The 21,538-nt window shown below is 28.5% G+C and carries 19 protein-coding genes; 5 read left to right on the top strand and 14 right to left on the bottom strand.

Annotated elements, in window-relative coordinates:
- Nucleotides 1–22 precede the first annotated feature (22 nt).
- The 9 genes from truB to I2A66_RS01695 form a co-directional block, all read right to left on the bottom strand.
- On the bottom strand, nt 23–928 hold the full coding sequence (gene truB, locus I2A66_RS01735; protein ID WP_195250827.1) for a tRNA pseudouridine(55) synthase TruB: 906 nt from the start codon (nt 926–928) through the stop codon (nt 23–25).
- A gap of 10 nt (nt 929–938) precedes the next feature.
- Nucleotides 939–1,931 (bottom strand): DHH family phosphoesterase, encoded by a 993-nt coding sequence (locus I2A66_RS01730; protein WP_122638184.1) that lies wholly within the window; start codon nt 1,929–1,931, stop codon nt 939–941.
- The gene (gene rbfA, locus I2A66_RS01725; RefSeq protein WP_122638185.1) at nt 1,912–2,298 is read right to left on the bottom strand and encodes a 30S ribosome-binding factor RbfA; all 387 of its coding nucleotides are present in this window, start codon (nt 2,296–2,298) and stop codon (nt 1,912–1,914) included. The genes I2A66_RS01730 and rbfA overlap by 20 nt, the downstream gene beginning before the upstream one ends.
- Before the next feature lie 18 nt (nt 2,299–2,316).
- On the bottom strand, nt 2,317–4,263 hold the full coding sequence (gene infB, locus I2A66_RS01720) for a translation initiation factor IF-2 (RefSeq protein WP_195250825.1): 1,947 nt from the start codon (nt 4,261–4,263) through the stop codon (nt 2,317–2,319).
- A gap of 23 nt (nt 4,264–4,286) precedes the next feature.
- Nucleotides 4,287–4,595: a L7Ae/L30e/S12e/Gadd45 family ribosomal protein gene (locus I2A66_RS01715; protein WP_122638187.1), complete on the bottom strand. Its 309-nt coding sequence runs from the start codon at nt 4,593–4,595 to the stop codon at nt 4,287–4,289.
- A complete protein-coding gene (gene rnpM, locus I2A66_RS01710; protein ID WP_164488934.1) occupies nt 4,585–4,860 on the bottom strand; it encodes an RNase P modulator RnpM in 276 nt (91 codons plus the stop codon). The genes I2A66_RS01715 and rnpM overlap by 11 nt, the downstream gene beginning before the upstream one ends.
- A 15-nt stretch (nt 4,861–4,875) precedes the next feature.
- On the bottom strand, nt 4,876–5,928 hold the full coding sequence (gene nusA / locus I2A66_RS01705; protein WP_122638189.1) for a transcription termination factor NusA: 1,053 nt from the start codon (nt 5,926–5,928) through the stop codon (nt 4,876–4,878).
- A 26-nt stretch (nt 5,929–5,954) separates the two neighbouring features.
- Nucleotides 5,955–6,416, bottom strand: coding sequence for a ribosome maturation factor RimP (gene rimP / locus I2A66_RS01700; protein ID WP_147515529.1), 462 nt, complete (start codon nt 6,414–6,416; stop codon nt 5,955–5,957).
- Nucleotides 6,417–6,572: 156 nt separating this feature from the next.
- Complete coding sequence (locus I2A66_RS01695; protein ID WP_122638191.1) at nt 6,573–10,868, bottom strand: PolC-type DNA polymerase III; 4,296 nt, start codon at nt 10,866–10,868, stop codon at nt 6,573–6,575.
- Between the two features lie 222 nt (nt 10,869–11,090).
- Between I2A66_RS01695 and I2A66_RS01690 the strand changes: the two genes are divergently transcribed.
- Complete coding sequence (locus I2A66_RS01690) at nt 11,091–11,765, top strand: hypothetical protein (RefSeq protein ID WP_122638192.1); 675 nt, start codon at nt 11,091–11,093, stop codon at nt 11,763–11,765.
- A gap of 41 nt (nt 11,766–11,806) precedes the next feature.
- Here I2A66_RS01690 and I2A66_RS01685 read toward each other — a convergent pair whose 3' ends face one another.
- Nucleotides 11,807–13,966, bottom strand: coding sequence for an SH3 domain-containing protein (locus tag I2A66_RS01685; RefSeq protein ID WP_147515530.1), 2,160 nt, complete (start codon nt 13,964–13,966; stop codon nt 11,807–11,809).
- 97 nt (nt 13,967–14,063) lie between these two features.
- Entirely contained in the window at nt 14,064–14,537 is a 474-nt protein-coding gene (locus tag I2A66_RS01680; RefSeq protein WP_122638194.1) for a hypothetical protein, read from the bottom strand.
- Nucleotides 14,538–14,743: 206 nt separating this feature from the next.
- On the opposite strand from I2A66_RS01680, the gene I2A66_RS01675 reads away from it, so the two are divergent.
- Nucleotides 14,744–15,478, top strand: coding sequence for an NAD-dependent protein deacylase (locus I2A66_RS01675; RefSeq protein ID WP_122638195.1), 735 nt, complete (start codon nt 14,744–14,746; stop codon nt 15,476–15,478).
- An 82-nt stretch (nt 15,479–15,560) separates the two neighbouring features.
- Here the strand turns inward: I2A66_RS01675 and I2A66_RS01670 are convergent, their stop codons facing one another.
- Nucleotides 15,561–16,436: a LysR family transcriptional regulator gene (locus tag I2A66_RS01670; RefSeq protein WP_122638196.1), complete on the bottom strand. Its 876-nt coding sequence runs from the start codon at nt 16,434–16,436 to the stop codon at nt 15,561–15,563.
- Between the two features lie 243 nt (nt 16,437–16,679).
- On the opposite strand from I2A66_RS01670, the gene I2A66_RS01665 reads away from it, so the two are divergent.
- Entirely contained in the window at nt 16,680–17,495 is an 816-nt protein-coding gene (locus I2A66_RS01665; protein ID WP_122638197.1) for a nitroreductase family protein, read from the top strand.
- A gap of 20 nt (nt 17,496–17,515) precedes the next feature.
- Entirely contained in the window at nt 17,516–18,337 is an 822-nt protein-coding gene (locus I2A66_RS01660) for a nitroreductase family protein (protein WP_195250823.1), read from the top strand.
- A gap of 36 nt (nt 18,338–18,373) precedes the next feature.
- Here I2A66_RS01660 and I2A66_RS01655 read toward each other — a convergent pair whose 3' ends face one another.
- Entirely contained in the window at nt 18,374–19,657 is a 1,284-nt protein-coding gene (locus I2A66_RS01655; protein ID WP_122638199.1) for an FAD-dependent oxidoreductase, read from the bottom strand.
- A gap of 35 nt (nt 19,658–19,692) precedes the next feature.
- Nucleotides 19,693–20,649: a hypothetical protein gene (locus I2A66_RS01650; protein WP_195250822.1), complete on the bottom strand. Its 957-nt coding sequence runs from the start codon at nt 20,647–20,649 to the stop codon at nt 19,693–19,695.
- Between the two features lie 199 nt (nt 20,650–20,848).
- Here I2A66_RS01650 and I2A66_RS01645 point away from each other — a divergent pair, with 199 nt between their 5' ends.
- Nucleotides 20,849–21,499 (top strand): TMEM164 family acyltransferase, encoded by a 651-nt coding sequence (locus tag I2A66_RS01645; RefSeq protein ID WP_122638201.1) that lies wholly within the window; start codon nt 20,849–20,851, stop codon nt 21,497–21,499.
- Nucleotides 21,500–21,538 lie beyond the last annotated feature (39 nt).

The raw sequence follows: 21,538 nt of genomic DNA, 5'->3' as shown, positions 1-21,538 counted from the left end.
ATTTCCCCACTAGAATTATAGTTTATATAAATATTTTATCACTTTTTAGACTTATAATCTTATTATCTTTTATCAATTTACCTACACCTAAAAAGTTTCCATCACTATAAACCCTTACAAATTCATCATTTTCATTTATTCCATCAGTACTAAATCGTTTACTATCAATTATACCACCATTGCTGTAGTACTTTAATGCACTTGATTTTAATGTCACTGATTTAAAATTATTTAGAACATAATCTATATCATATAAATGTTTATCTAAAGTTCCACTAGTATTAAATTCTTCTAGTTCTTCTAATGTAATTGAATTTTCTAAGTTAAATCTACCAGAAGATGTTCTAAGCAAGAAAGACATATGACCTCCACAGCCTAAAAATTCCCCTATATCATGGCAAATACTCCTTACATAAGTTCCTTTAGAACATTTAACATAAAACATTATTTTCCTATCATTTATACTAAGTATATTCAATTCTTTTATGTTTACTTTTCTAGATTTTATAACTATATCATCAGCTTTTCCACTTCTAGCTAAATCACACATTTTTTTACCGTTAACTTTCAGTGCTGAATATATTGGAGGAAATTGTTCAATCTCTCCTCTTTGAGTTTCAAAAGCTTTCTCAATATCATATTTACTTAGTTTGAAATCTTCTGTTCTTTTTACTATACTTCCTGAAGAATCATATGTATCAGTTGTCATTCCTAATGTAAGCTCGCAAATGTATGATTTATCTTTATTAAGTATTAATTCACTTACCTTCGTAGCTTTTCCTATACATATAGGTAGTACCCCTGATGCATCTGGATCAAGGGTACCTGTATGGCCAACTTTTTTAGTATTTAAAATTCTTCTAACTCTGCTAACTACATCATGAGATGTCATGCCTGTAGGTTTTAATATATTTATTATTTTGTTCATTAAAATCACCTTAAATTTCTTTTAGAACTGCTTGTAGAACTTTTTCTTTAGCATTTTCTACAGTATCATATATAGTACAACCTGCGGCTCTTATATGTCCTCCACCATTAAATGATTGAGCAATCTTACTTACATTTACATAGTTTTTAGACCTTAAGCTAACCTTAACCTCATTTTCCTTCTTTTGTTTTAAAAGAATTCCAACCTCTACACCTTCTATATCTCTTGTGTATGTAGTTATACCATCTACATCATTAAAACTTATATTGTTTCTTTGTAGCATATCTATAGTTAAACTTATACATGCTATTTTATTATCTACTATATCTAAAGTATTTAATGCTTCTCCTAGCAATTTATAGTAGTTATAAGAATTACTTTGGAAAACATTTTGAATAATTTTATCCCTCTTAGCTCCTGCTAATAATAAATTTTTAGCCATTTCAAAGCTACTTGGATGTGTACTTGAATAAGAAAAATTACCAGTATCTGTTGCCAGACCTGTATAAAGAGCTGTTGCTATATCTTCATTTATTATACTCATATTTTCTAGTTCATTTAGTCTAACTAAAATATTGTATACTAATTCACTAGTTGATGAAGCATTTACGTCAATATAGTTTAAATCTCCATAAGAATCATTACTTGCGTGATGATCTATGCAGATTATTGTTTTTGCATTTTCTTTTATTTCTTCACTTACGCAAACTCTAGATTTATCTCCACAGTCTAATGCTATTAAATTAAACTCATTTATATTTAAGTCATTGAATTCTATTGAACTTAACTTAGTTACATTTTCTACTAAAAATTTAAGATTTGAAGGTGCATTATCATCTAATACATAGTACACATTCTTACCTAATATTTTTAAAGAATAGTATATACCAAGAGTTGATCCAATATTATCACCATCTGGACTAATATGAGAAGTAACGACAAAGTCGTTACTTCCTTTTATATATTTTATAATATTATCAATATTACTTATCATATTCCTCATCCTTACATATAGGTTCTTGATTATCTTTTGAACTTATTTGTTTTATAAGATTATCCATATACATACCTTTTTTAATTGAATCATCAACCTTAAAGATAATTTGTGGAGTATGTCTAAGTTTTACATTTCTACTTACTTCTCTTCTTACATAATTTACAGCACTCTTAAGTCCTAATAAAGTCGATTCTTCGTCTCCACCTAATATACTTACATATACATATGCATAGCTTAAGTCATTAGTAACTTCTACATCGGTTACACTAACCATAGAAGTTATTCTAGGATCTTTTATGCCACTAATAAGCATACTGCTTACTACTTTTCTTATTTCTTCTGCTATTCTTCTTGTTCTATTATATGATGCCATAATATCGACCTTCTTTTACTATTTTAATTTTCTTTCTACTTCTTTAGTTATATAAGCTTCTATTATGTCGCCTTCTTTTAAATCATTATAATTTACGAAGCTCATACCACATTCGTAACCATTGTTAACTTCTTTTACATCATCTTTAAATCTCTTTAGTGCAGCAAGTTCACCATCATGGACTATTATTCCATCTCTAACTATTCTAGCTTTAGAACCTCTGAATATTTTTCCACTAGTTACATAACATCCAGCTACTGTACCTACACCAGATATTTTATATATTTCTCTCACTTCAGCTTTTCCTGTATCTTCATCTCTATATTCTGGATCTAACATACCTGTCATAGCTGCTTGAACATCTTCTATAGCCTTGTATATTATAGTGTATGTTCTTACATCAACAGCTTGCTTCTTAGCCATTTCTTCAGCACCTGGAACAGGTCTTACATTAAATCCTATTATTATTGCATTAGACGCAGCTGCAAGCATAACATCTGATTCAGTTACAGCACCAACACCACAGTGTATTACTCTAACTGCAACTTCCTCATTAGATAATTTTTCTAATGATTGCTTAACTGCTTGAGCAGAACCTTGAACATCTGCTTTTATAACTATGTTAAGATCTTTAACATCTCCATCATTCATATGAGAGAAGAAGTCATCAAGTGACATTCTTTGGTTAGATTTTAACATTTCTTCTCTAGCTATTTGTTGTCTCTTTTCAGCAACACTTCTAGCTATCTTATCAGTTGGAACAGCAACAAATTGATCTCCACCTTGTGGAACTTCAGATAAACCTAATATTTCTACTGCTGTAGAAGGTCCTGCTGTTTTTACTCTTTTTCCTTTAGAGTTTATCATTGCTCTTACCTTACCACTTGCAAGTCCAGCAACTATTGGATCTCCAACATTTAAAGTTCCTCCTTGAACAAGAACTGTAGCAACTGGTCCTCTTCCTTTATCAAGTTGAGCTTCTATAACAGTACCTACTGCTCTTTTATTAGGATTAGCTTTTAATTCTTCCATTTCTGAAACTAATAATATCATTTCTAGTAATGTATCTATACCAGTTTTTTGTCTAGCTGATACTGGAACTGCTATAACTTCTCCACCCCAGTCTTCAACTAATAATCCTTGATCAGCTAACTCTTGCTTAACTTTATCAGGATTTGCATCTGGCTTATCTATTTTATTTATAGCTACTATTAATGGTACTTCAGCTGCTTTAGCATGGTTTATTGCTTCTATTGTTTGAGGCATTATTCCATCATCTGCAGCAACAACAAGTATTGCTATATCTGTTACTTGTGCTCCTCTAGCTCTCATTGATGTGAAAGCTTCATGTCCTGGTGTATCTAAGAATACTATTTTTTGACCATTTACTGAAACCTCAGAAGCACCTATATGTTGAGTTATTCCTCCTGCCTCTCCTCTAGTTACATTAGTTGATCTTATAGCATCTAGTAAAGAAGTTTTACCATGGTCAACGTGTCCCATTACGGTTACAACTGGTGGTCTTGGTAATAAATCTTCTTCTTTATCTTCCTCTATTTCCATTAAAGCATCTATTTCTAATTGCTCTTCTTCTTCATCTTCTGTTGAAGTTAATAATGTGTATCCATATTCTTTAACTACTAAAGAAGCTATTTCTTCACTTACTTCTTGGTTTATTGATGCCATAGTTCCCATTTTCATAAGCTTCATTATTACTTCTGATGCAGATACTTCTAAAGCATTTGCTATTTCTTGAACTGTTAATTTTCCAGTTATAGTTACTGTAGGACCATCATGTGTTACTGCTTCTTCACCTACTAATTCAACTAATAACTCTACATCATCATTGTCTATTTCACTATTTTCATTTTCTGCACTTATTTCTAATTCTTTTAATTTAGCTATTACATCCTCATTTGATATTCCTAGCTTTTCTGCGATTTGGTATACTCTTGTTTTTGACACAAGATCACCCCCTATTGAATTTTTTATTTTAAAAGTTCTACTAACTTATTGGCAAATCCATCATCTTTAACACCGATTACTGCTCTTGGTGCTTTTCCTATAGATAAACCTAATTGTAATTTACTAGAGAAATATACATAAGGTATATTTCTATATGAGCTTTTATCTTTAAAAAGCTTTTTAGTATTATTTGATGCATCTTCTGCAACTATTACTAATTTTACATTTCCTCTTTTTAACTCTAATAAAGTTGAGTCGTCTCCAGAAACTATTTTTCCAGCTCTTGTTGCAAGACCTAAATATGAGTATATTTTTTCTTCATTACTTTTCATATGATTTTAACTCTGCAAGTAATTTTTCATATACCTCATCAGAAACTTCCATTTTAAAGGCTCTATTTAAAGCTTTTGTCTTTATAGCCTTTTCTAAGCACTCTACACTTTTACATATGTATGCACCTCTACCATTAGCTCTTCCACTTATGTCTATAAAAATCTCGCCTTCTTTATTTTTAACTATTCTCATAAGCTCTTTTTTAGAGTCTCTATCTTGACAAACTATACATTTTCTTTGAGGTACTTTCTTTATTTTTTGCAAAGATATCCCTCCCTACTATTCGTTATCTTGAGTATCTTGAGATTCACTTTTTATATCTATTTTCCAGTTAGTAAGCTTAGCAGCTAATCTTGCATTTTGACCTTCTTTACCTATTGCAAGTGATAATTGGTAATCAGGAACTACTACTAAAGCAGATTTTTCTTCTTCATTTACATCTACTCTTACAACCTTTGATGGACTTAAAGCTGCAGATATAAATTCAGCTGGGTTTTCACTGTAGTTTATTATATCTATCTTTTCACCTATTAACTCATCAACTATATTTTTTACTCTTGAACCTTTTGGCCCTACACAAGCTCCAATTGGGTCTATCTTTTCATCTATTGACTTAACCGCCATCTTAGTTCTTGAACCAGCTTCTCTAGATAATGATTTTATTTGAACTATTCCTTCAAATATTTCTGGAACTTCAAACTCAAATAATCTCTTAACTAAACCTGGATGACTTCTAGATACTACTATTTGAGGTCCTTTATTAGTTTTCTTCACCTCTAATATATATACCTTTATTTTTTGTCCTGCTTTGTAAGATTCATGAGGTATTTGTTCTGCTGGCGTCATAACCGCTTCTATTCTACCTAAGTTTACATAAACTAAACCTTTGCTTACTCTAGCAACTTCTCCAGTTACTATTTCATTTTCTTTTTCTATAAATTCATTATATACTATATCCCTTTCAGCTTCTCTTATTCTTTGAACAACTACCTGCTTAGCTGTTTGAGCTGCTATTCTTCCGAAATCTTTAGGAGTAACTTCATTTTCTATTATATCTCCTAATTCATAGTTTGGATTTATTTGTCTAGCTTCATCCAATTCTATTTCTAAGAATGTGTCATATAAATCAGATTCATCTACTACAACTCTTTGAGAAAATACTCTAACATCTCCTTTTTCTCTGTCAAACTCAACTCTTACATTTTGAGCTGAACCAAAATTTTTCTTATACGCTGTTAATAAAGCTTGTTCTATAGTATCTATAAGAATATCTTTATCTATACCTCTATCTTTTTCTAATTCATCTAATGCTTCTATAAATTCGTGATTCATCACTTTGCCTCCCTAATGTAATAACCTTAGAACTTTATTGCAAGTCTAATAAGTGCAACATCTTTTTTATTAAATTCTACTTCTTCATTATCTATTATAACTTTTATATTTTTATCTTCAGTTAATCCTATAAGCTCACCTTCTAATTGTTTAGAACCATTTAGCGGCTTATATAGTTTTATTTCAACATCTCTACCTTGATATCTAACAAAATCTTTGTCTTTTTTAAGTGGTCTATCAAGTCCTGGAGATGATACTTCTAAATAGTAGTTATCTTTTATAGGATCTTTTACATCTAAGATTTCACTTAGTGCTCTACTAACTACTTCACATTCATTTAAAGATATTCCGCCCTCTTTATCTACATATATTCTTAGATAATATTCTCCAGCTTCTTTTACATATTCTACATCTACAAGTTCAAAGTTATTAGTGTCAATTATAGGTTGAACTAATTCTTCTATTGTAGCTTCTATGCTTTTTTTCATATGATTTCCTCCTATTCAGTTGTAAGTTATAGTATTTAAAACAAAAGAGTGAGCACTACTGTCTCACTCTTAGTTTTTGCTAAATATACTATTTTATATACTACTATATCATAGAATAGTTTTATTTGCAAATTTTTATTTAGCATATATAATCTATTAAAATAATGATAATTGATTTTCATCACTCATATTTTCTAATGAACCATGATTTGTAAGAGTTTCTATAACAGTTTTAGATATCTTAGTTCTTTTTCTTAAATCTTCTTTTGATATAAATTCACCATTTTCTCTTTCCTGTTGTATATGAATTGCTGCATTTTCTCCAACACCTTGTAAAGCTATCATTGGTGGTAGTAATAATCCTTTGCCAGGAACTTGGAAGAGTTTAGCATCCGATTTATAAATATCTACTGGAACTATTTTTATACCTCTTGCATACATTTCATATGCAACTTCTAAAACTATAAGCATGTTTTTTTCCTTTGTTGAAGCATCATTCCCTAATTCTTCAATTTCTTTTATCCTTTCTCTTATAGCATCAATTCCCTTTACAATCAAGTCTGCATCAAAGTCTTCTGCTTTCGTAGAAAAATAAGTAGCATAAAATGCTTCTGGATAATGTACCTTACAATACGCAAGCCTAAAAGACATCATAACGTAAGCTACTGCATGGGCTTTTGGGAACATGTACTTTATTTTTTGACATGATCCTATATACCAATCTGGAACATTATTTGCCTTCATTTCTTCAATATGTTCAGGTTTTAGTCCCTTACCTTTTCTTACATTTTCCATTATAGTAAAGGCTGACTTTGGCTTTAACCCTTTAAATATTAAGTAGTTCATTATATCATCACGAGTTGATATAACTTCGTCTATCCCAACAATTTCATCCCTTACTAAGTCTTGGGCATTATTTAGCCAAACATCCGTACCATGAGAAAGTCCAGATATACGTACAAGAGCCGCAAATGTTGTTGGCTTTGTGTCAAGAAGCATCTGTCTAACAAATTTTGTACCAAACTCAGGTATTGCAAGTGATCCAATTGGACAGTTTATTTCCTCAGGAGTTACTCCTAATGCTTTTGTTGATGTAAATAAAGACATTGTCTCTGGATCATCTAGAGGAATTTCTGTTGCAACTATTCCAGTTAAGTCTTCTAACATTCTTATCATTGTTGGAGCATCGTGTCCAAGTATATCAAGTTTCAATATTCTACCACTTATAGAGTGATAATCAAAATGGGTTGTTATAACTCCACAACTTGTATCATTTGCAGGATATTGTATAGGAGTAAAATCATACACATCCTTGTAGTGAGGTATAACCATAACACCACCTGGATGCTGTCCTGATGTTCTTTTAACCCCAGTACATCCATTTGCAAGTCTTAATGCTTCTGCTGTTGGAACATTTATATTATTTTCTTCAATATATTTCCTTGCATAACCAAAAGCAGTTTTTTCAGCAACCGTACCTATAGTTCCTGCTCTATAAACATATCCCTCACCAAATAACTCTTCTGTATATTTGTGTATTACTGGTTGGTAATCACCTGAGAAGTTAAGGTCTATATCAGGTTCTTTATCTCCTTCAAATCCAAGGAAAACTTCAAAAGGTATATCGTGACCATCCTTTCTAAGTGGTTTACCACATCTTGGACAATCTTTATCTGGTAAGTCTACTCCAGAACCATATTCACCTATTTCAAAAAAGTAAGAGTATTTGCATTCTGGGTCATCGCAAATATAATGAGCTGGTAAAGGATTAACCTCTGTTATATCACTCATTGTCGCTGCAAAAGATGATCCAACTGACCCTCTTGATCCAACCAGGTATCCATCGCTAAGAGATTTTGTAACTAGCTTTTGAGCTATAATATACATAACTGCATATCCATTGCTTATTATAGAATTTAGCTCTCTATCTAGTCTATTTATAACGACTTCAGGTATTGGCTTTCCATAAATTCTTTCAGCCTTTTCATAGCACATCTCTCTTAATTCTGTATCTGAACCTTCTATTACTGGAGGATAAGTATCATCTGGTATTGGTTTTATACTTTCTACCATATCTGCTATTTTATTTGTATTCTCAACAACCACTTCATAAGCTAATTCTTCTCCTAAATAGCTAAATTCTTCTAACATCTCATCCGTAGTTCTAAAATGTAAATAAGTTTCTTCATCATCAAGTTTAAATCCTTGAGAATACTTTAAAACTCTTCTAAGTATGGCCTCATGCTTATCCAAGAAGTGGACATCTCCAGTTGCTACAGGAATTTTACCAAATTTTTTAGAAACTTCAACTAATCTCCTATTTATATCTCTAAGTTCCTCTTTATCATTAACTTCCCCTTTATCAATCATAAACTTATTATTATCTATAGGCATTATTTCTATATAATCATACATATCTATAATTTTTTCTAATTCTTCATCAGATATATTCTTCTTAACTGCTTGATAAATAACACCTGCTTCACATGCAGAACCTACTATTATACCTTCTCTATGCTCATTTAAAACACTTCTAAGTATTCTAGGTGCTCTGTAGAAATGATTTACGTGAGCATCTGAAACGATTTTATACAAGTTTTTAAGCCCAGTATAATTTTGAGCAATTAATGTTATATGATTTGTAGTTAATTTTGTATAATCTATTTTTCCTAATACACTATTTACATCTTTTAAAGTTTTTGCTCCCTTTTTCTCAAGCATTTCTAAAAACTTTAAAAATATATGAGCAGTAGCTTCCGCATCGTCTACAGCTCTATGATGATTAAGTAATGGTATTCCAAGTTCTTTAGCTATTATATTTAGTCTAAATCTTTTTAAATGTGGTAATAAAATTCTTGAAAGCATCAAAGTATCTATACTTTTACTATTATATTCTACTCCTTGCTCTCTACACTTTTGTGATATAAAGCCAGTATCAAACTCCGCATTATGAGCTACAAGTACACTATCACCTATAAACTCCATAAATTTAGGTAGTATTTCTTCTATAGTAGGCTTATCTCTAACTAAGTCATTAGTTATACCTGTTAACTCTTGTATTTTATAAGATATATCTTTTTGTGGATTTATAAGTTCACTAAATCTATCTACCACTTTGAAATTTTCTATCTTAACTGCACCGATTTCAGTTATTTTATCATTAACATTAGAAAACCCCGTAGTTTCTATATCAAATACTACAAAACTTTGAGATAGTGGCTTTTCATTAGGTTCTTCTATTATTAGTGCGTCATCTTCTACTAGATATCCTTCTACACCATACAGAACCTTTATTCCGTTAGACTTAGCAGCACTCATAGCATCTGGAAATGCTTGAACTATACCATGATCTGTTATAGCTATAGCTTTATGCCCCCACTTTGCTGCTCTTTCTACTAATTTTTTAACATTACAAACAGCATCCATAGAAGACATCTGAGTATGAGCATGTAGTTCTACTCTTTTATTTTCACTTAAATCTTGTCTTTCCTCTTTTACTTCTTTTCTTATACCACTTATTGTCATACTTATTTCTCTTTGGTAAGTATCATAAATTATATCCCCTTTAATTTTTAAGTATGATCCTTTTTTTATTTGGTTAAGTACATTATCTTTATTTATGTCATTTAGGAAAAGCTTACAACTTATAGAACTTGTATAGTCTGTTACTGCTAATATTAATAATATTTTACCATTTCTAAGTTCTTTTGTTTCTATATCAAAAACTTCACCTACGATACCTGTTGTACCTGAATTTACATTTAATTTAGAAATATTCTCAACTATTACATTCACATTTTCACCGTAAATTAAATGCTCATCAACCTCAGGTTTTATAACATACTCCTCTTCCTCTACTTCTATCTCTTCTTTTCTATTAAAATCTAAACTTCTTATTTTCTCTTCAATCTCTCTATCTGTTCTCTCTATTATTTTTTGTACACTAACACGTTCGTCTATAGCTCTTTCTAAAACTATGTTTAAATGAATTCCTAATTCTTCACTTAACACTGTGTTTAGTACATGAATTATATTTTTTCTCATTAATTTTTCATAAAATAAATCTTTAGGTAGTTTTATTTTTAATACATCATCTAAGCACATATATTCTACTTTCTTATACCATCCCTCTATAGCTGGACAAAGGCTTTTCAATATGAATAATATGTTATTCCAGTATCTTTTTATAATATCCTTATTACTTTTTCTATCTAAACCAGTGTATCTAATTTTTATTCTTATATCTTTAAAATAATCTAAGCTATCTTTTAATTCTTCTCTAAACTTATCTATTAATTCATAAGATACTATGTCTTTTGATGTTAAGTAAAAATACACTATTTTATCTTCTTTAAAATAAACAACTTTTTGTATATAAACATCTTTCATTTGTTTTGCCAAAATCGTGTTATTAATTTCTAATTTCTCTAAATAATCTTTTACTAAGTCCATAGCTCTCTCCTTTCTTGAATTAATATTATATCATAGGTAAAGTAATATATTAAATATAGTTAAATATCTATTTTCTAATCATACCCTTTATGCTTAAAATTACACATTTAGAACAATTTAAATTTTTAATATTAAAAGTAATTTGGATTAGCTACAAATATATATTTTTTAATATTATGTATTAGAGAGTAAAATAGACTTTTATATTAAGGCGGTGTTTAAATGAATGCTTCGGATATTCTTGATTTCAGAAAAATTATACTCTGCTATTCAGAACTAGGCGAAAAAAAGTTATTTAAAAAAACTATAAAGCAACTTAATATAAATAAAAAAGTTCATCTTTACTATTCACGATCTGGAAACATACCTATATGTGCTTTGCCTAAACTTAGACTTGTATTAGCATCTAGACAAGGATTCTTATCTTTTTGTTTTAACTTTTTTTCATTTATAAAATCTTCAAACAATAAAAATATAGCAATTACACCATTTAATATAAGCATAATTGCTAAGTGTATAATTTCACATGAAGTCGGTCATATACTAGATCCTGATATATCTCTTGCCAAATCTGAATATGCTGATATATTATCTAATATAGTTGATAAATTAATTGAGTATGATATAGATATTACGGATGCAGATTTCTATAAAGATAATTTACCATCAGATTTAGAAATGTATGTTATTGATTTAAAAAAGAACCTAATAAATAGAGAATCTAGAGCTTGGGATATAGGAAAAACTATTATTGAATTTAATAGCCCAAAAGAAGAAGTTATTTTTAATAATATAAGAGAATATGCTTTAGCTACTTATAATTATGGAAATTTAAAAAATATCGTTAAAGAGCATAATATAGACGTTTTCTTCAAATATAGAAGATATTTTGCATAATATTAAAGGAGTATCTTACTAAGAAGATACCCCTTTACCTTTTATTTATATAATAAATTTTCGTATAATAGCTTACTTTGGTCATCATAATAACCAATTAATTTATTCATAATTCCTGCAATTCCATTACACCAATTTATATCTGTTGCATATTGATGTGTTCCATTATTCCATTTCATTTTATATACAGTATTTTGATTATATGCAGACCTATGTATGTAATTAGCAGCAACCCATTTAGCCGAACCATCTATTGTAGCATCTACAGTTGTCCATCCGTTTAAATAAGCAGTTTCTGCTCCTGATAAGTTTGCACTTCCATCAAATGCACCTATTCCGAAGAAATTATATACTGTAACTGGAGAGCTCAACGGTTGACCTTTATAAGAAGTTAATATTTGACCTTTTGCCAGTGTAGATTTTCCATAGTTAGTTTCCCACATTGAGTGAGCAACAAAATACATTACATCTATATTATACTTTTTAGCTGCATCTATAAACTGTTGTCCTTTATTATAAAAAACATTAGTTGATGATACATTACTATTTAAAAATTGATTTAATTCACTAGCTGTAATACCTTCTGTATATCTATCAATTCTTAAAAATTGTAACTTACCATAAGAACTTGATGATAGTATTTTACTAGGATTTAATTTTTCTTCTATTTGACTTCTTGTTGCTTTAGTACCATTTGGAGCTTTATTATATCCTGAATTAGCAACTTCTACTTGTTTTGCTAAGTGCTGCTCAAATGTATAATTTAATTGTAAATTAGTAAATGTTCCTACTCCTGATATAATTCCATTTGAACTTGAAGAACTATCTGATGAATCATTACTTGCATCACTTAAGTACATACTTGATACGTATGCTTCTTTTCCATTATAAGTTATTTTTGACCATCCATTACTTTCTGATATTACTTCTACCTTACTTCCTTTTGATAATGTTCCTAGCTTTGAATATGAAGTTGATGGTCCACTTCTTACATTTAGTGAATCTGTATTTACTATTTTTATTTCTACTGATGTATTCGTATCATTTCCTGTATTGTTATCATTTGATGTATTATCACTTAAGTAAGTACTTGATACATACGCTTCTTTTCCATTATATACGATCTTTGACCATCCATTACTTTCTGATATTACTTCTACCTTACTTCCTTTTGATAATGTTCCTAACTTTGAATATGAAGTTGATGGTCCACTTCTTACATTTAGTGAATCTGTATTTACTATTTTTATTTCTACTGATGTATTCGTATCATTTCCTGTATTGTTATCATTTGATGTATTATCACTTAAGTAAGTACTTGATACATACGCTTCTTTTCCATTATATACGATCTTTGACCATCCATTACTTTCTGATATTACTTCTACCTTACTTCCCTTTGATAGTGTTCCTAACTTTGAATATGAAGTTGATGGTCCACTTCTTACATTTAATGAATCTGTATTTACTATTTTTGTTGTAATTATTTCATTATCTGTATTTCCTGAATTATAAGACTCCTCATCTAAATATCTGCTAGATACATAGCATTCTTTTCCATTATATACGATCTTTGACCATCCATTACTCTCTGATATTACCTCTACTTTTGTACCTTTATTAATTTTTCCAACAATTGAATATGAAGTTGATGGTCCACTTCTTACATTTAATGAATCTGTATTTACTGTTTTAGTAGTAGTATTAGTATATGATGGTTCTATATCACTTAAATAAGTGCTATATACATATCCTATTCTTCCATCATATTTTATTTTGCTCCATCCATTACTCTCTGATATTACTTCTACCTTTGTACCTTTATTAATCTTGGTAATTGATCTGTAACTTGTTGATGGTCCACTTCTCATATTCAATCCGTTGGTATTAACTTCTTTTTGAATAGTAGAAGATCTAGATGTACTTTCCTCATATATTCCTTCTGATAGGCTTATATATGACGATGAAACCCATCCTTCTTTACCTTCATCATTTTGGATTTTATGCCATCCATTACATGTTTCAATAATAGTTACTTTATCACCTTTCTTTACTGTAAATAAAACTTCATCGTTAGATCCTTGTCCACTTCTAATATTTAAAGTCTCTGCTGTAACAATTCCTACTAACTCTGCTTCATTTGCATGAGAAACAGAAAATGGTACCATCGCTAAAGTTGCTAAAGCAATTCTTTTTCTCAAACCTGCTCCCTCTTTTCTAAGATATATTACTCTAAAGTTTAATTATATTTACTATTATAGTATAATTATACATTTTGGTAAATGATGACAAATTATTCTATTTAAAATATTTTTCATTTAATTTTTCAGCACATGTTATACTATAAGGAACTTTTTCAAATCCTGTTTCAGATTTAAATATACTTATTATATTTTTTCCATGAGATAAGTAATTTTCATGATTCGGATAAATTATTGGATATTCTAAGTATGATATAAAATAATCTAAATCTTTACCTGTACATCTTTTCCAATACCCTTCCCACTTCGTATTAGTTACGTATTCATAAGGATTCAATATCTTACCATTTTGTATAAAGTATTTAATAGGGTCTGGTAATTCATCGGCATTATCTTTAAATTCTATATCTAGTTTACAAAATTCTATTACGTAAGGAGTTAGTATATCACTTATTTCCATCATTTTTACTTTTAAATAATCTAATTTATCTGGTAGTTCACCTGATACTCTTTTTTTATATTCCCTTGCGTATATCTCAAACATACGATAATCACCTTCTCTAATATTCATAAATAACCACATCCTCTAAAATAACTTTCTTATTCTATATTTACCTTTTCAACATCATTTACCTTTTTTTATTAAAAAATTATAATATTTAATTACATTTATCTACTTTTTAAAATATTCTTTTAGTATAATTATTTTATGAAAGCATAAAATCAAAATATAACTAAATCATACTAATAAATTTAATTTAATATGGAGATGTTTATATGAGTATAGAAAAATTATCAGATATGATAAAGATGAGTAATAATATTGTTTTCTTTGGTGGTGCAGGTGTATCTACTGAATCAAATATCCCAGACTTTAGAAGTTCAAATGGTTTATTCAGCGAGAAGTTAAATAAAGAATTTACTCCTGAACAACTTGTATCTCACACCTTTTATACTAAGTATCCCTATGATTTTTATAAATTTTATAAAGATAAGCTTGTATATATAAATGCTAAGCCAAATAAAGCTCACTTTGCTTTAAGTAATCTAGAAAAAACAGGAAAGTTGAAAGCTATTATAACTCAAAATATTGATGGTTTACATCAAATGGCTGGAAGTAAAAATGTATTAGAAATTCATGGATCTATACATAGAAACTATTGCACCAATTGTAATAAGTTTTTTAATCTTAAAGATATGCTATCTTTAGATGGAGTCATACCATATTGCAATAATTGTGGGGGAATAATTAAACCAGATGTTGTACTTTATGAAGAAAGCTTAGATAATGAGCTTATATCTAAGACTATTTCAGCAATAAGTAACTCTGATTTATTGATCATAGGAGGAACGTCTTTAGTTGTATATCCAGCTGCCAGCTTTATAAATTACTTTAATGGTAAAAATATTGTTTTAATAAATAAAAGTAAAACTCCTTATGATTATAAAGCTAATTTAGTTATAAATGATTCAATTGGAAAAGTTCTAGATGAAGTTATAAATTTAATTTAAATATAAAAAGAGAGCTTAAATTAATTAGTAACTAACATTTTAAACTCTCTTTTTTATTCATATAATATTTAACCAATGGTAGTTATTTTAGATTTAATACATAATTTTTAAATTCATTTTTAATTTTAGAAATATATACTTCTTTATTCCATGCCATATAAATACTCTTATATCCTATATCATCTTTAATCTTAATAACTGATATTTTATTTGTATTAATCATAGGTGTATTTAAAATTATTGCAATACCTGCACCAGCTGCTACTAAACTTGCAAGTACTATCCCTTCACTAGGCTCTGCAGATATTTTAGGAGTATATCCAATCAAGTCAGAATATGATACCTTTTCATCATGTAATTTATTATTATAAACTATAAAATACTCTTCCTTTAAGTCCTTTAAATAAACTTCCTCTTTATTTGCTAAATGATGGTTTTTAGGAACTATTAAAACATACTCTTCCTTTCTTACTAATATACTTTCTATCTCGGGGTATTGATGGGCATCACACATTCTTTCAAAAAAACCAAAATCTATTTTCCCACTTTTTAAATCTTTTAAAATATCTTCTGTTGATTGATTATTAATATTAAATTTTATCTGAAAATTATTATTAAAAAAATCACTTATTAATAATGGGATAAATGTTGCTCCAATACAATGAGTTGAGGAAATAGATATTATTTTTTCATCTGACCTTTTCATATCATTAATTATTTCTTTTCCTTGTTCAATTTCCCTTAATGCCGAGTTTACATATTTCAGAAATACTTCTCCAAACTTAGTAATTTTTATGTTACGCCCCTGTCTTTCAAATAAAGATACTTCTAACTCTTCTTCTAACTTTAATATTGATTTACTTAAGGCCGGCTGACTTACAGATAATATGCTCGATGCTACTGTAAAATTTTTAGTTTCAGATATTACCTTAAAATACTCTAATTGTTGTAAATTCATATAATCTCCTTATTTTTATCTCTTAATAGTTTAAGTATTATTTATATATGATTTCTTAATAATATATCTTATTTGAATTTTTTTATAACTTTTAGTTATCGTTTTATAAATAATTCGAATTAGACACATCTAAGTATATAGTGCTATAATCACATTATTATATATTAGATTTTCATTTAGTTAAAAAAAAGTATAAATTTTATAAATATAAATGTCAAATAAAATTTAAGGAGTAAATCTATTATGAAAAATATCTATAGTAAATCAATAAGTGAATTAATAAATCTAAGACACTCAGTTAGAAACTACCAAGACTTACCTCTATCTGAAAGTATTATAGAAAAAATAGAAAATTATATTAGGACTGTAGATAATCCTTTTAATAAGGATATAAGAATAAAACTAATAAAAAAAGATAGCTTTAATAAAGATCTAAAACTTGGTACTTATGGTGTTATAAAAGGTGCAAATTATTTTTTAGCAGCTGCTTGTTATGATGATGATTTATCTTTAATGGCCCTTGGATATACTTTAGAAAAAGTTATATTATATTGTACCTCTCTAGGATTAGGTACAGTTTGGCTTGGTGGCACTTTCAACAAAGGTGAATTTGCAAAAGCCATTAATTTAGAAAATGGAGAAATACTTCCAATAATTTCTCCTGTAGGTTATGAGGGTGGTAGAAAATCATTTATAGCAAGCTTATTTGGCGATAATAGTAAAAAACGTAAAAATTTTTCAGAAATTTTCTTTGATCAAAACTTCTATACTCCACTTGAAGAAAGTAACTCAGAGGAATATTTTGAGCCTCTAAAAATGCTAAGACTAGCACCATCAGCTTTAAATAAACAGCCTTGGAGAGTATTAAAAGATAACGATAATATACATTTTTATTTAACTAATAGCAAAAACTTAACTAGAATTGATATTGGAATTGCACTTTGTCATTTTCACTTAAGTACTATTGAAAAAAATATAAGTGGTAAATTCATATCAATTGATTCTAATAAAAATAATATAGATAGTAAATTAACTTATGTTATATCTTGGATTAAATAAACTTAGAAGGAGATAATTAAATGTTTAAAGTAGATAAAAATAAATGTATAGCTTGTATGCAGTGTATTAAAGATTGTCCTGCTTGTGTTATTTCATTAAAAGAAAAAAAGGCAAACATCAATAATGAAGGATGTATAAAATGCGGTCACTGTATTGCCATCTGTCCAGTAGAAGCAGTATCTACTGATGATTATAACATGAACGAAGTAATACCATATAATAAAGAAACTTTTTCATTAGATGCTGAAAATCTTTTAAACTTCATAAAATTTAGAAGAAGTATTAGAAGATTTAAGAGTAAAGAAGTAGAAAAAGATAAAATAAATAAGATTATTGATGCCGGAAGATACACTCAAACTTCAACAAATAGCCAGGATGTATCTTATACTGTAGTCACTAAAAACATTAATAAGTTGAGAGATTTGGCCTATGAAAGCCTAAAGAAAAAAGGAAAATATATTCTATCTAATCTAACACCGGAAACAGAACATCTTAAAAGATATGCTAATATGTGGTTATATAGTTATGAGCAATATAAAAAAGATCCTCAAAATAATGATAGATTATTTTTTAATGCTCCACTTGCAATATTCGTAACTTCACCAACACCTATTAATGGTGGTCTAGCATCTTCAAATATGGAGCTTATGACTGATGCTTTAGGTCTAGGAACTTTTTTTAGTGGCTTTTTATTAATTGCCGCTCAAGATAATAAAGAAATTTTAGATTTAATTGGTGTTCAAAATAGTAATGAAATAATATCTTGCTTAGTAATAGGATATCCTGATGTTAAATATAAAAGAACAGTACCAAGAAAATCACCTAATATAAATTGGATTTAATATAAAAGGTGTAGCAACTTAGCTACACCTTTTAGCTTATTTAATTATTTTTTTATTATATATATCTTCAAGTCCAACTTCTTTTACTTTTTTTCTTATTTCATCAACATCAACTGTATAAAAACCAAGTTCTTTCATTCTATTAAAATATAAACTTCCTGCAAATGTAAATCTCTTTTTATCACCATCATCTTTGTGCATTTCTTGATTAGAATATGCAATAAAATCCCCAATTAATAAGTTTGTAGGAAGTTGAAGTAAATACATTCCATTGCAGTATCTAGCAGCATTATGACCTGCTAAACTTCCTGTACATATGGCTTCTGTATGGCCTACATAAAATCCTGACTTTTCTCCAGCCACAAATAAATTTTTCATACCTTTTGCCCTCATATAATTATCTCTAGGTGATACAGCCATATATCTAATAGAGTTACCTTTACCTCCAGAATATGGATCTACTATAAGAGCTCCTTCAAATCCAGGAACCATTCTTAATTTTTCTAAGTTAAAAAAAGGTGACATCAATTTGGCATGACCAGTGTCTATAAGAACTATATTTTCAGAAAATGCTGGAAGAGCATATTGCTGACATACTTTTATATCCAGTTTTTCTGAATTTCTAAGTTCCTGTGGTAAAGGAACTACAGCACATCCTTTTTCATTTAACTCTTTTTGTATTTCTTCGCTTAGAGATTCTTTTAATATTTTCATAGAACCACTAAAAGCACCATAGTCTCCATTATTTCTTCTTCCTATCATATCTTCTATACCACATCTAGCCGTTACACTAACTCTTCCTCCAAATGAAGGACATCTTAATATACACATTGCACATCCATTTCCATACTTAGTGCAATTCCCCATAGGTCCAGATGAACCAGTTGTATCAATAAACGCATCACCATAAATCTTTTCTCCACTTTCAAGCTCTATAGCTCTTAGTATTGGATTATCTACTTCTACATCAACAACTCTGCTAAAAAATCTTACGTCTATTCCCATATTCCTTACTAGATCCCTCACAGGCTTTTCAATTTTAGTTACATTATAAATACTTGCATGATCATGTCCCGGGAAATCTATACCTTTATGTTTAGTGTATTTATCTGTTATTTCAAATAATTCACTTCCGCCCAAAGCTATACATTCTTCTGTTGCAGTATATCGACCATTATTTCTCATAATTCCACCAACATTACCAAGCCCTAATAATAGATCTGTCTTCTCTAGCAAGATAACATCACAACCAGCTTTTCTTGCACCTATTGCAGCTGCACATCCAGACCAGCCACCGCCTATAACAACAACTGTAGCCATCTAATCTCCCCCTAATCAAAATTTCATCTTATAATCTACATAATTTGAAAGAAGTCTTTACTATTAATTTGTGTTTTACAAGTTTTAATTTTCTCTCCATTTAAGTTAATTGTACATGCACCACAAATTCCTTCTCCACAACAAATCAAATTATTGTTTGATATAGCTAACGTAATTTCCTTACTTACATCATCAACTAAGCCTTTTATTTTTTTATTAAAATTATTATTACCACCACTATAAATAAGGCTTACATTATTACGTTTTATATAGTCTTGAATAAAATTCTTATCCTCTTCTATATCTATAATATGAATGTTAACACCCATATTATTTAATGTTTCTATAACTACATCTAATATAGTTGAGTTCTTATTATAAAATACTTCTACTGTATTTTTATTCTTTAGTAATTTTTTTATGACATTAATAGAATTAACTTGAGATAATCCACTCAATACGACTAAGCAATTAGAGGATTTAATATTATTTATTTTCTCAACTCCAAAAATACCATTAAAATAAGGTCCTTTAACAATAACTTCTTTAGAATCTAGTAAAGCTTTCGTTTTTATTCCTGCCTTTTTTATAACAACTTTAAGTAATTTATTCTCTTTATCTACATCCATTACAGATATCGGTGTATTATAAGCTAAATTTTCTTTACCTTTATCCTTTAATAAAATATACGCTCCTACCTTACTTAGTTCTTCAGTTAAATTCTTAGGTATATTAATTTCAAGTAAATAAATTCCATCTTTTAGCTCTTCTTTATTATTTATCTCACATAAATATTCTTTTCTCTCATTTATCAACGATTCTTTTTTATTATGTTGTACTTCATTATACACACAAATACCCTGCCATAAGCAGTCACAAGTTTTTTCTCCTCTTAACAAACTACATTTAATACAGTCACCAGAGTATGCTAGATGACATGGACAATATTGGCTGCCACAATCAATACAAGCCCTATTTTTCCCCTTATTCAAATTATCCACTTCCTTATAAATGATTTATCTAACTTTCGTATATTATTAATTTATTAGATAAGCTATTTTTTGTTACTTACATTAAATTTTATATTCTATTATTTTTATAAGAAAATATAATATGTATATAGGGATTTTACATATAAATTTAGAATACTATTAATATAATAAATGTAATTTTTTAATGGGAGATATTAGTATGATTAATAATTTTATTTTCTCAAAAAATCATCTTACTGTGCTTTTGTTATTTGCATTATTCTTATATTTTTGCCCAAAGTTAACTAAAAATCTTTTACCTTATGTTCACATTGTTGAAAAAGTAATATGTACACTAATACTTTTAGAAATTTTATTTGAACAAGCATTTAATATTTCTATGAATAATTATTCTTCATTAGATTCTCTACCTATAGATATTTGTAGGTTTAGTGAATATATTTGCATAGCAATTTTATTTTTTAAGCAGTATCAATTATTTAATGTATATTTTTCTTGGAGTTTAGTTTGCTCTATAGGAAATTTAATATTCTTTAAATATATACCTTATGATTTTCCTAACTTTCTTCATCTAGTGTATATTTTCGCAAATATGCTATTACTATATTCTAATGTATATATGGTGCAGGTTAGAAAATTCAAACTTAATAAGCATGCTATTAAAGATAATTTAATTGCTTGTACAATTTATTTTTCTTTTATATATCTTTTAAATAAAGTACTTGGTGCAAGCTACACATATAGCTTCTCTAGTTCTAATCTTTTGAGTATTTTTATCTTTGTAGGTCTTACAACTTTTATTTATATACCTTTTTACTTTTTTAAAAGTGATGAATCTAGTTTTAACTAAAAATAATAAAAAAGAGCTAGGGTATAATTTATTTATACC

The sequence above is a fragment of the Romboutsia sp. 1001713B170207_170306_H8 genome (assembly GCF_015550495.1).
Taxonomy (GTDB): Bacteria; Bacillota; Clostridia; order Peptostreptococcales; family Peptostreptococcaceae; genus Romboutsia_E.
Note: the sequence above shows the minus strand (reverse complement) of the source record. Positions and strands in the feature narration are given on the sequence as shown.

Excerpts from the sequence above, each read along its gene's own strand:
- nusA (WP_122638189.1), bottom strand. The coding sequence starts at position 5,928 with ATGAATCACGAATTTATAGAAGCATTAGATGAATTAGAAAAAGATAGA.
- I2A66_RS01675 (WP_122638195.1), top strand. The coding sequence starts at position 14,744 with ATGAGTATAGAAAAATTATCAGATATGATAAAGATGAGTAATAATATT.
- I2A66_RS01695 (WP_122638191.1), bottom strand. The coding sequence starts at position 10,868 with ATGGACTTAGTAAAAGATTATTTAGAGAAATTAGAAATTAATAACACG.
- I2A66_RS01665 (WP_122638197.1), top strand. The coding sequence starts at position 16,680 with ATGAAAAATATCTATAGTAAATCAATAAGTGAATTAATAAATCTAAGA.
- I2A66_RS01670 (WP_122638196.1), bottom strand. The coding sequence starts at position 16,436 with ATGAATTTACAACAATTAGAGTATTTTAAGGTAATATCTGAAACTAAA.
- I2A66_RS01730 (WP_122638184.1), bottom strand. The coding sequence starts at position 1,931 with ATGAGGAATATGATAAGTAATATTGATAATATTATAAAATATATAAAA.
- I2A66_RS01660 (WP_195250823.1), top strand. The coding sequence starts at position 17,516 with ATGTTTAAAGTAGATAAAAATAAATGTATAGCTTGTATGCAGTGTATT.
- I2A66_RS01715 (WP_122638187.1), bottom strand. The coding sequence starts at position 4,595 with ATGAAAAGTAATGAAGAAAAAATATACTCATATTTAGGTCTTGCAACA.
- I2A66_RS01645 (WP_122638201.1), top strand. The coding sequence starts at position 20,849 with ATGATTAATAATTTTATTTTCTCAAAAAATCATCTTACTGTGCTTTTG.
- I2A66_RS01680 (WP_122638194.1), bottom strand. The coding sequence starts at position 14,537 with ATGAATATTAGAGAAGGTGATTATCGTATGTTTGAGATATACGCAAGG.
- I2A66_RS01655 (WP_122638199.1), bottom strand. The coding sequence starts at position 19,657 with ATGGCTACAGTTGTTGTTATAGGCGGTGGCTGGTCTGGATGTGCAGCT.
- I2A66_RS01690 (WP_122638192.1), top strand. The coding sequence starts at position 11,091 with ATGAATGCTTCGGATATTCTTGATTTCAGAAAAATTATACTCTGCTAT.
- truB (WP_195250827.1), bottom strand. The coding sequence starts at position 928 with ATGAACAAAATAATAAATATATTAAAACCTACAGGCATGACATCTCAT.
- rbfA (WP_122638185.1), bottom strand. The coding sequence starts at position 2,298 with ATGGCATCATATAATAGAACAAGAAGAATAGCAGAAGAAATAAGAAAA.
- rimP (WP_147515529.1), bottom strand. The coding sequence starts at position 6,416 with ATGAAAAAAAGCATAGAAGCTACAATAGAAGAATTAGTTCAACCTATA.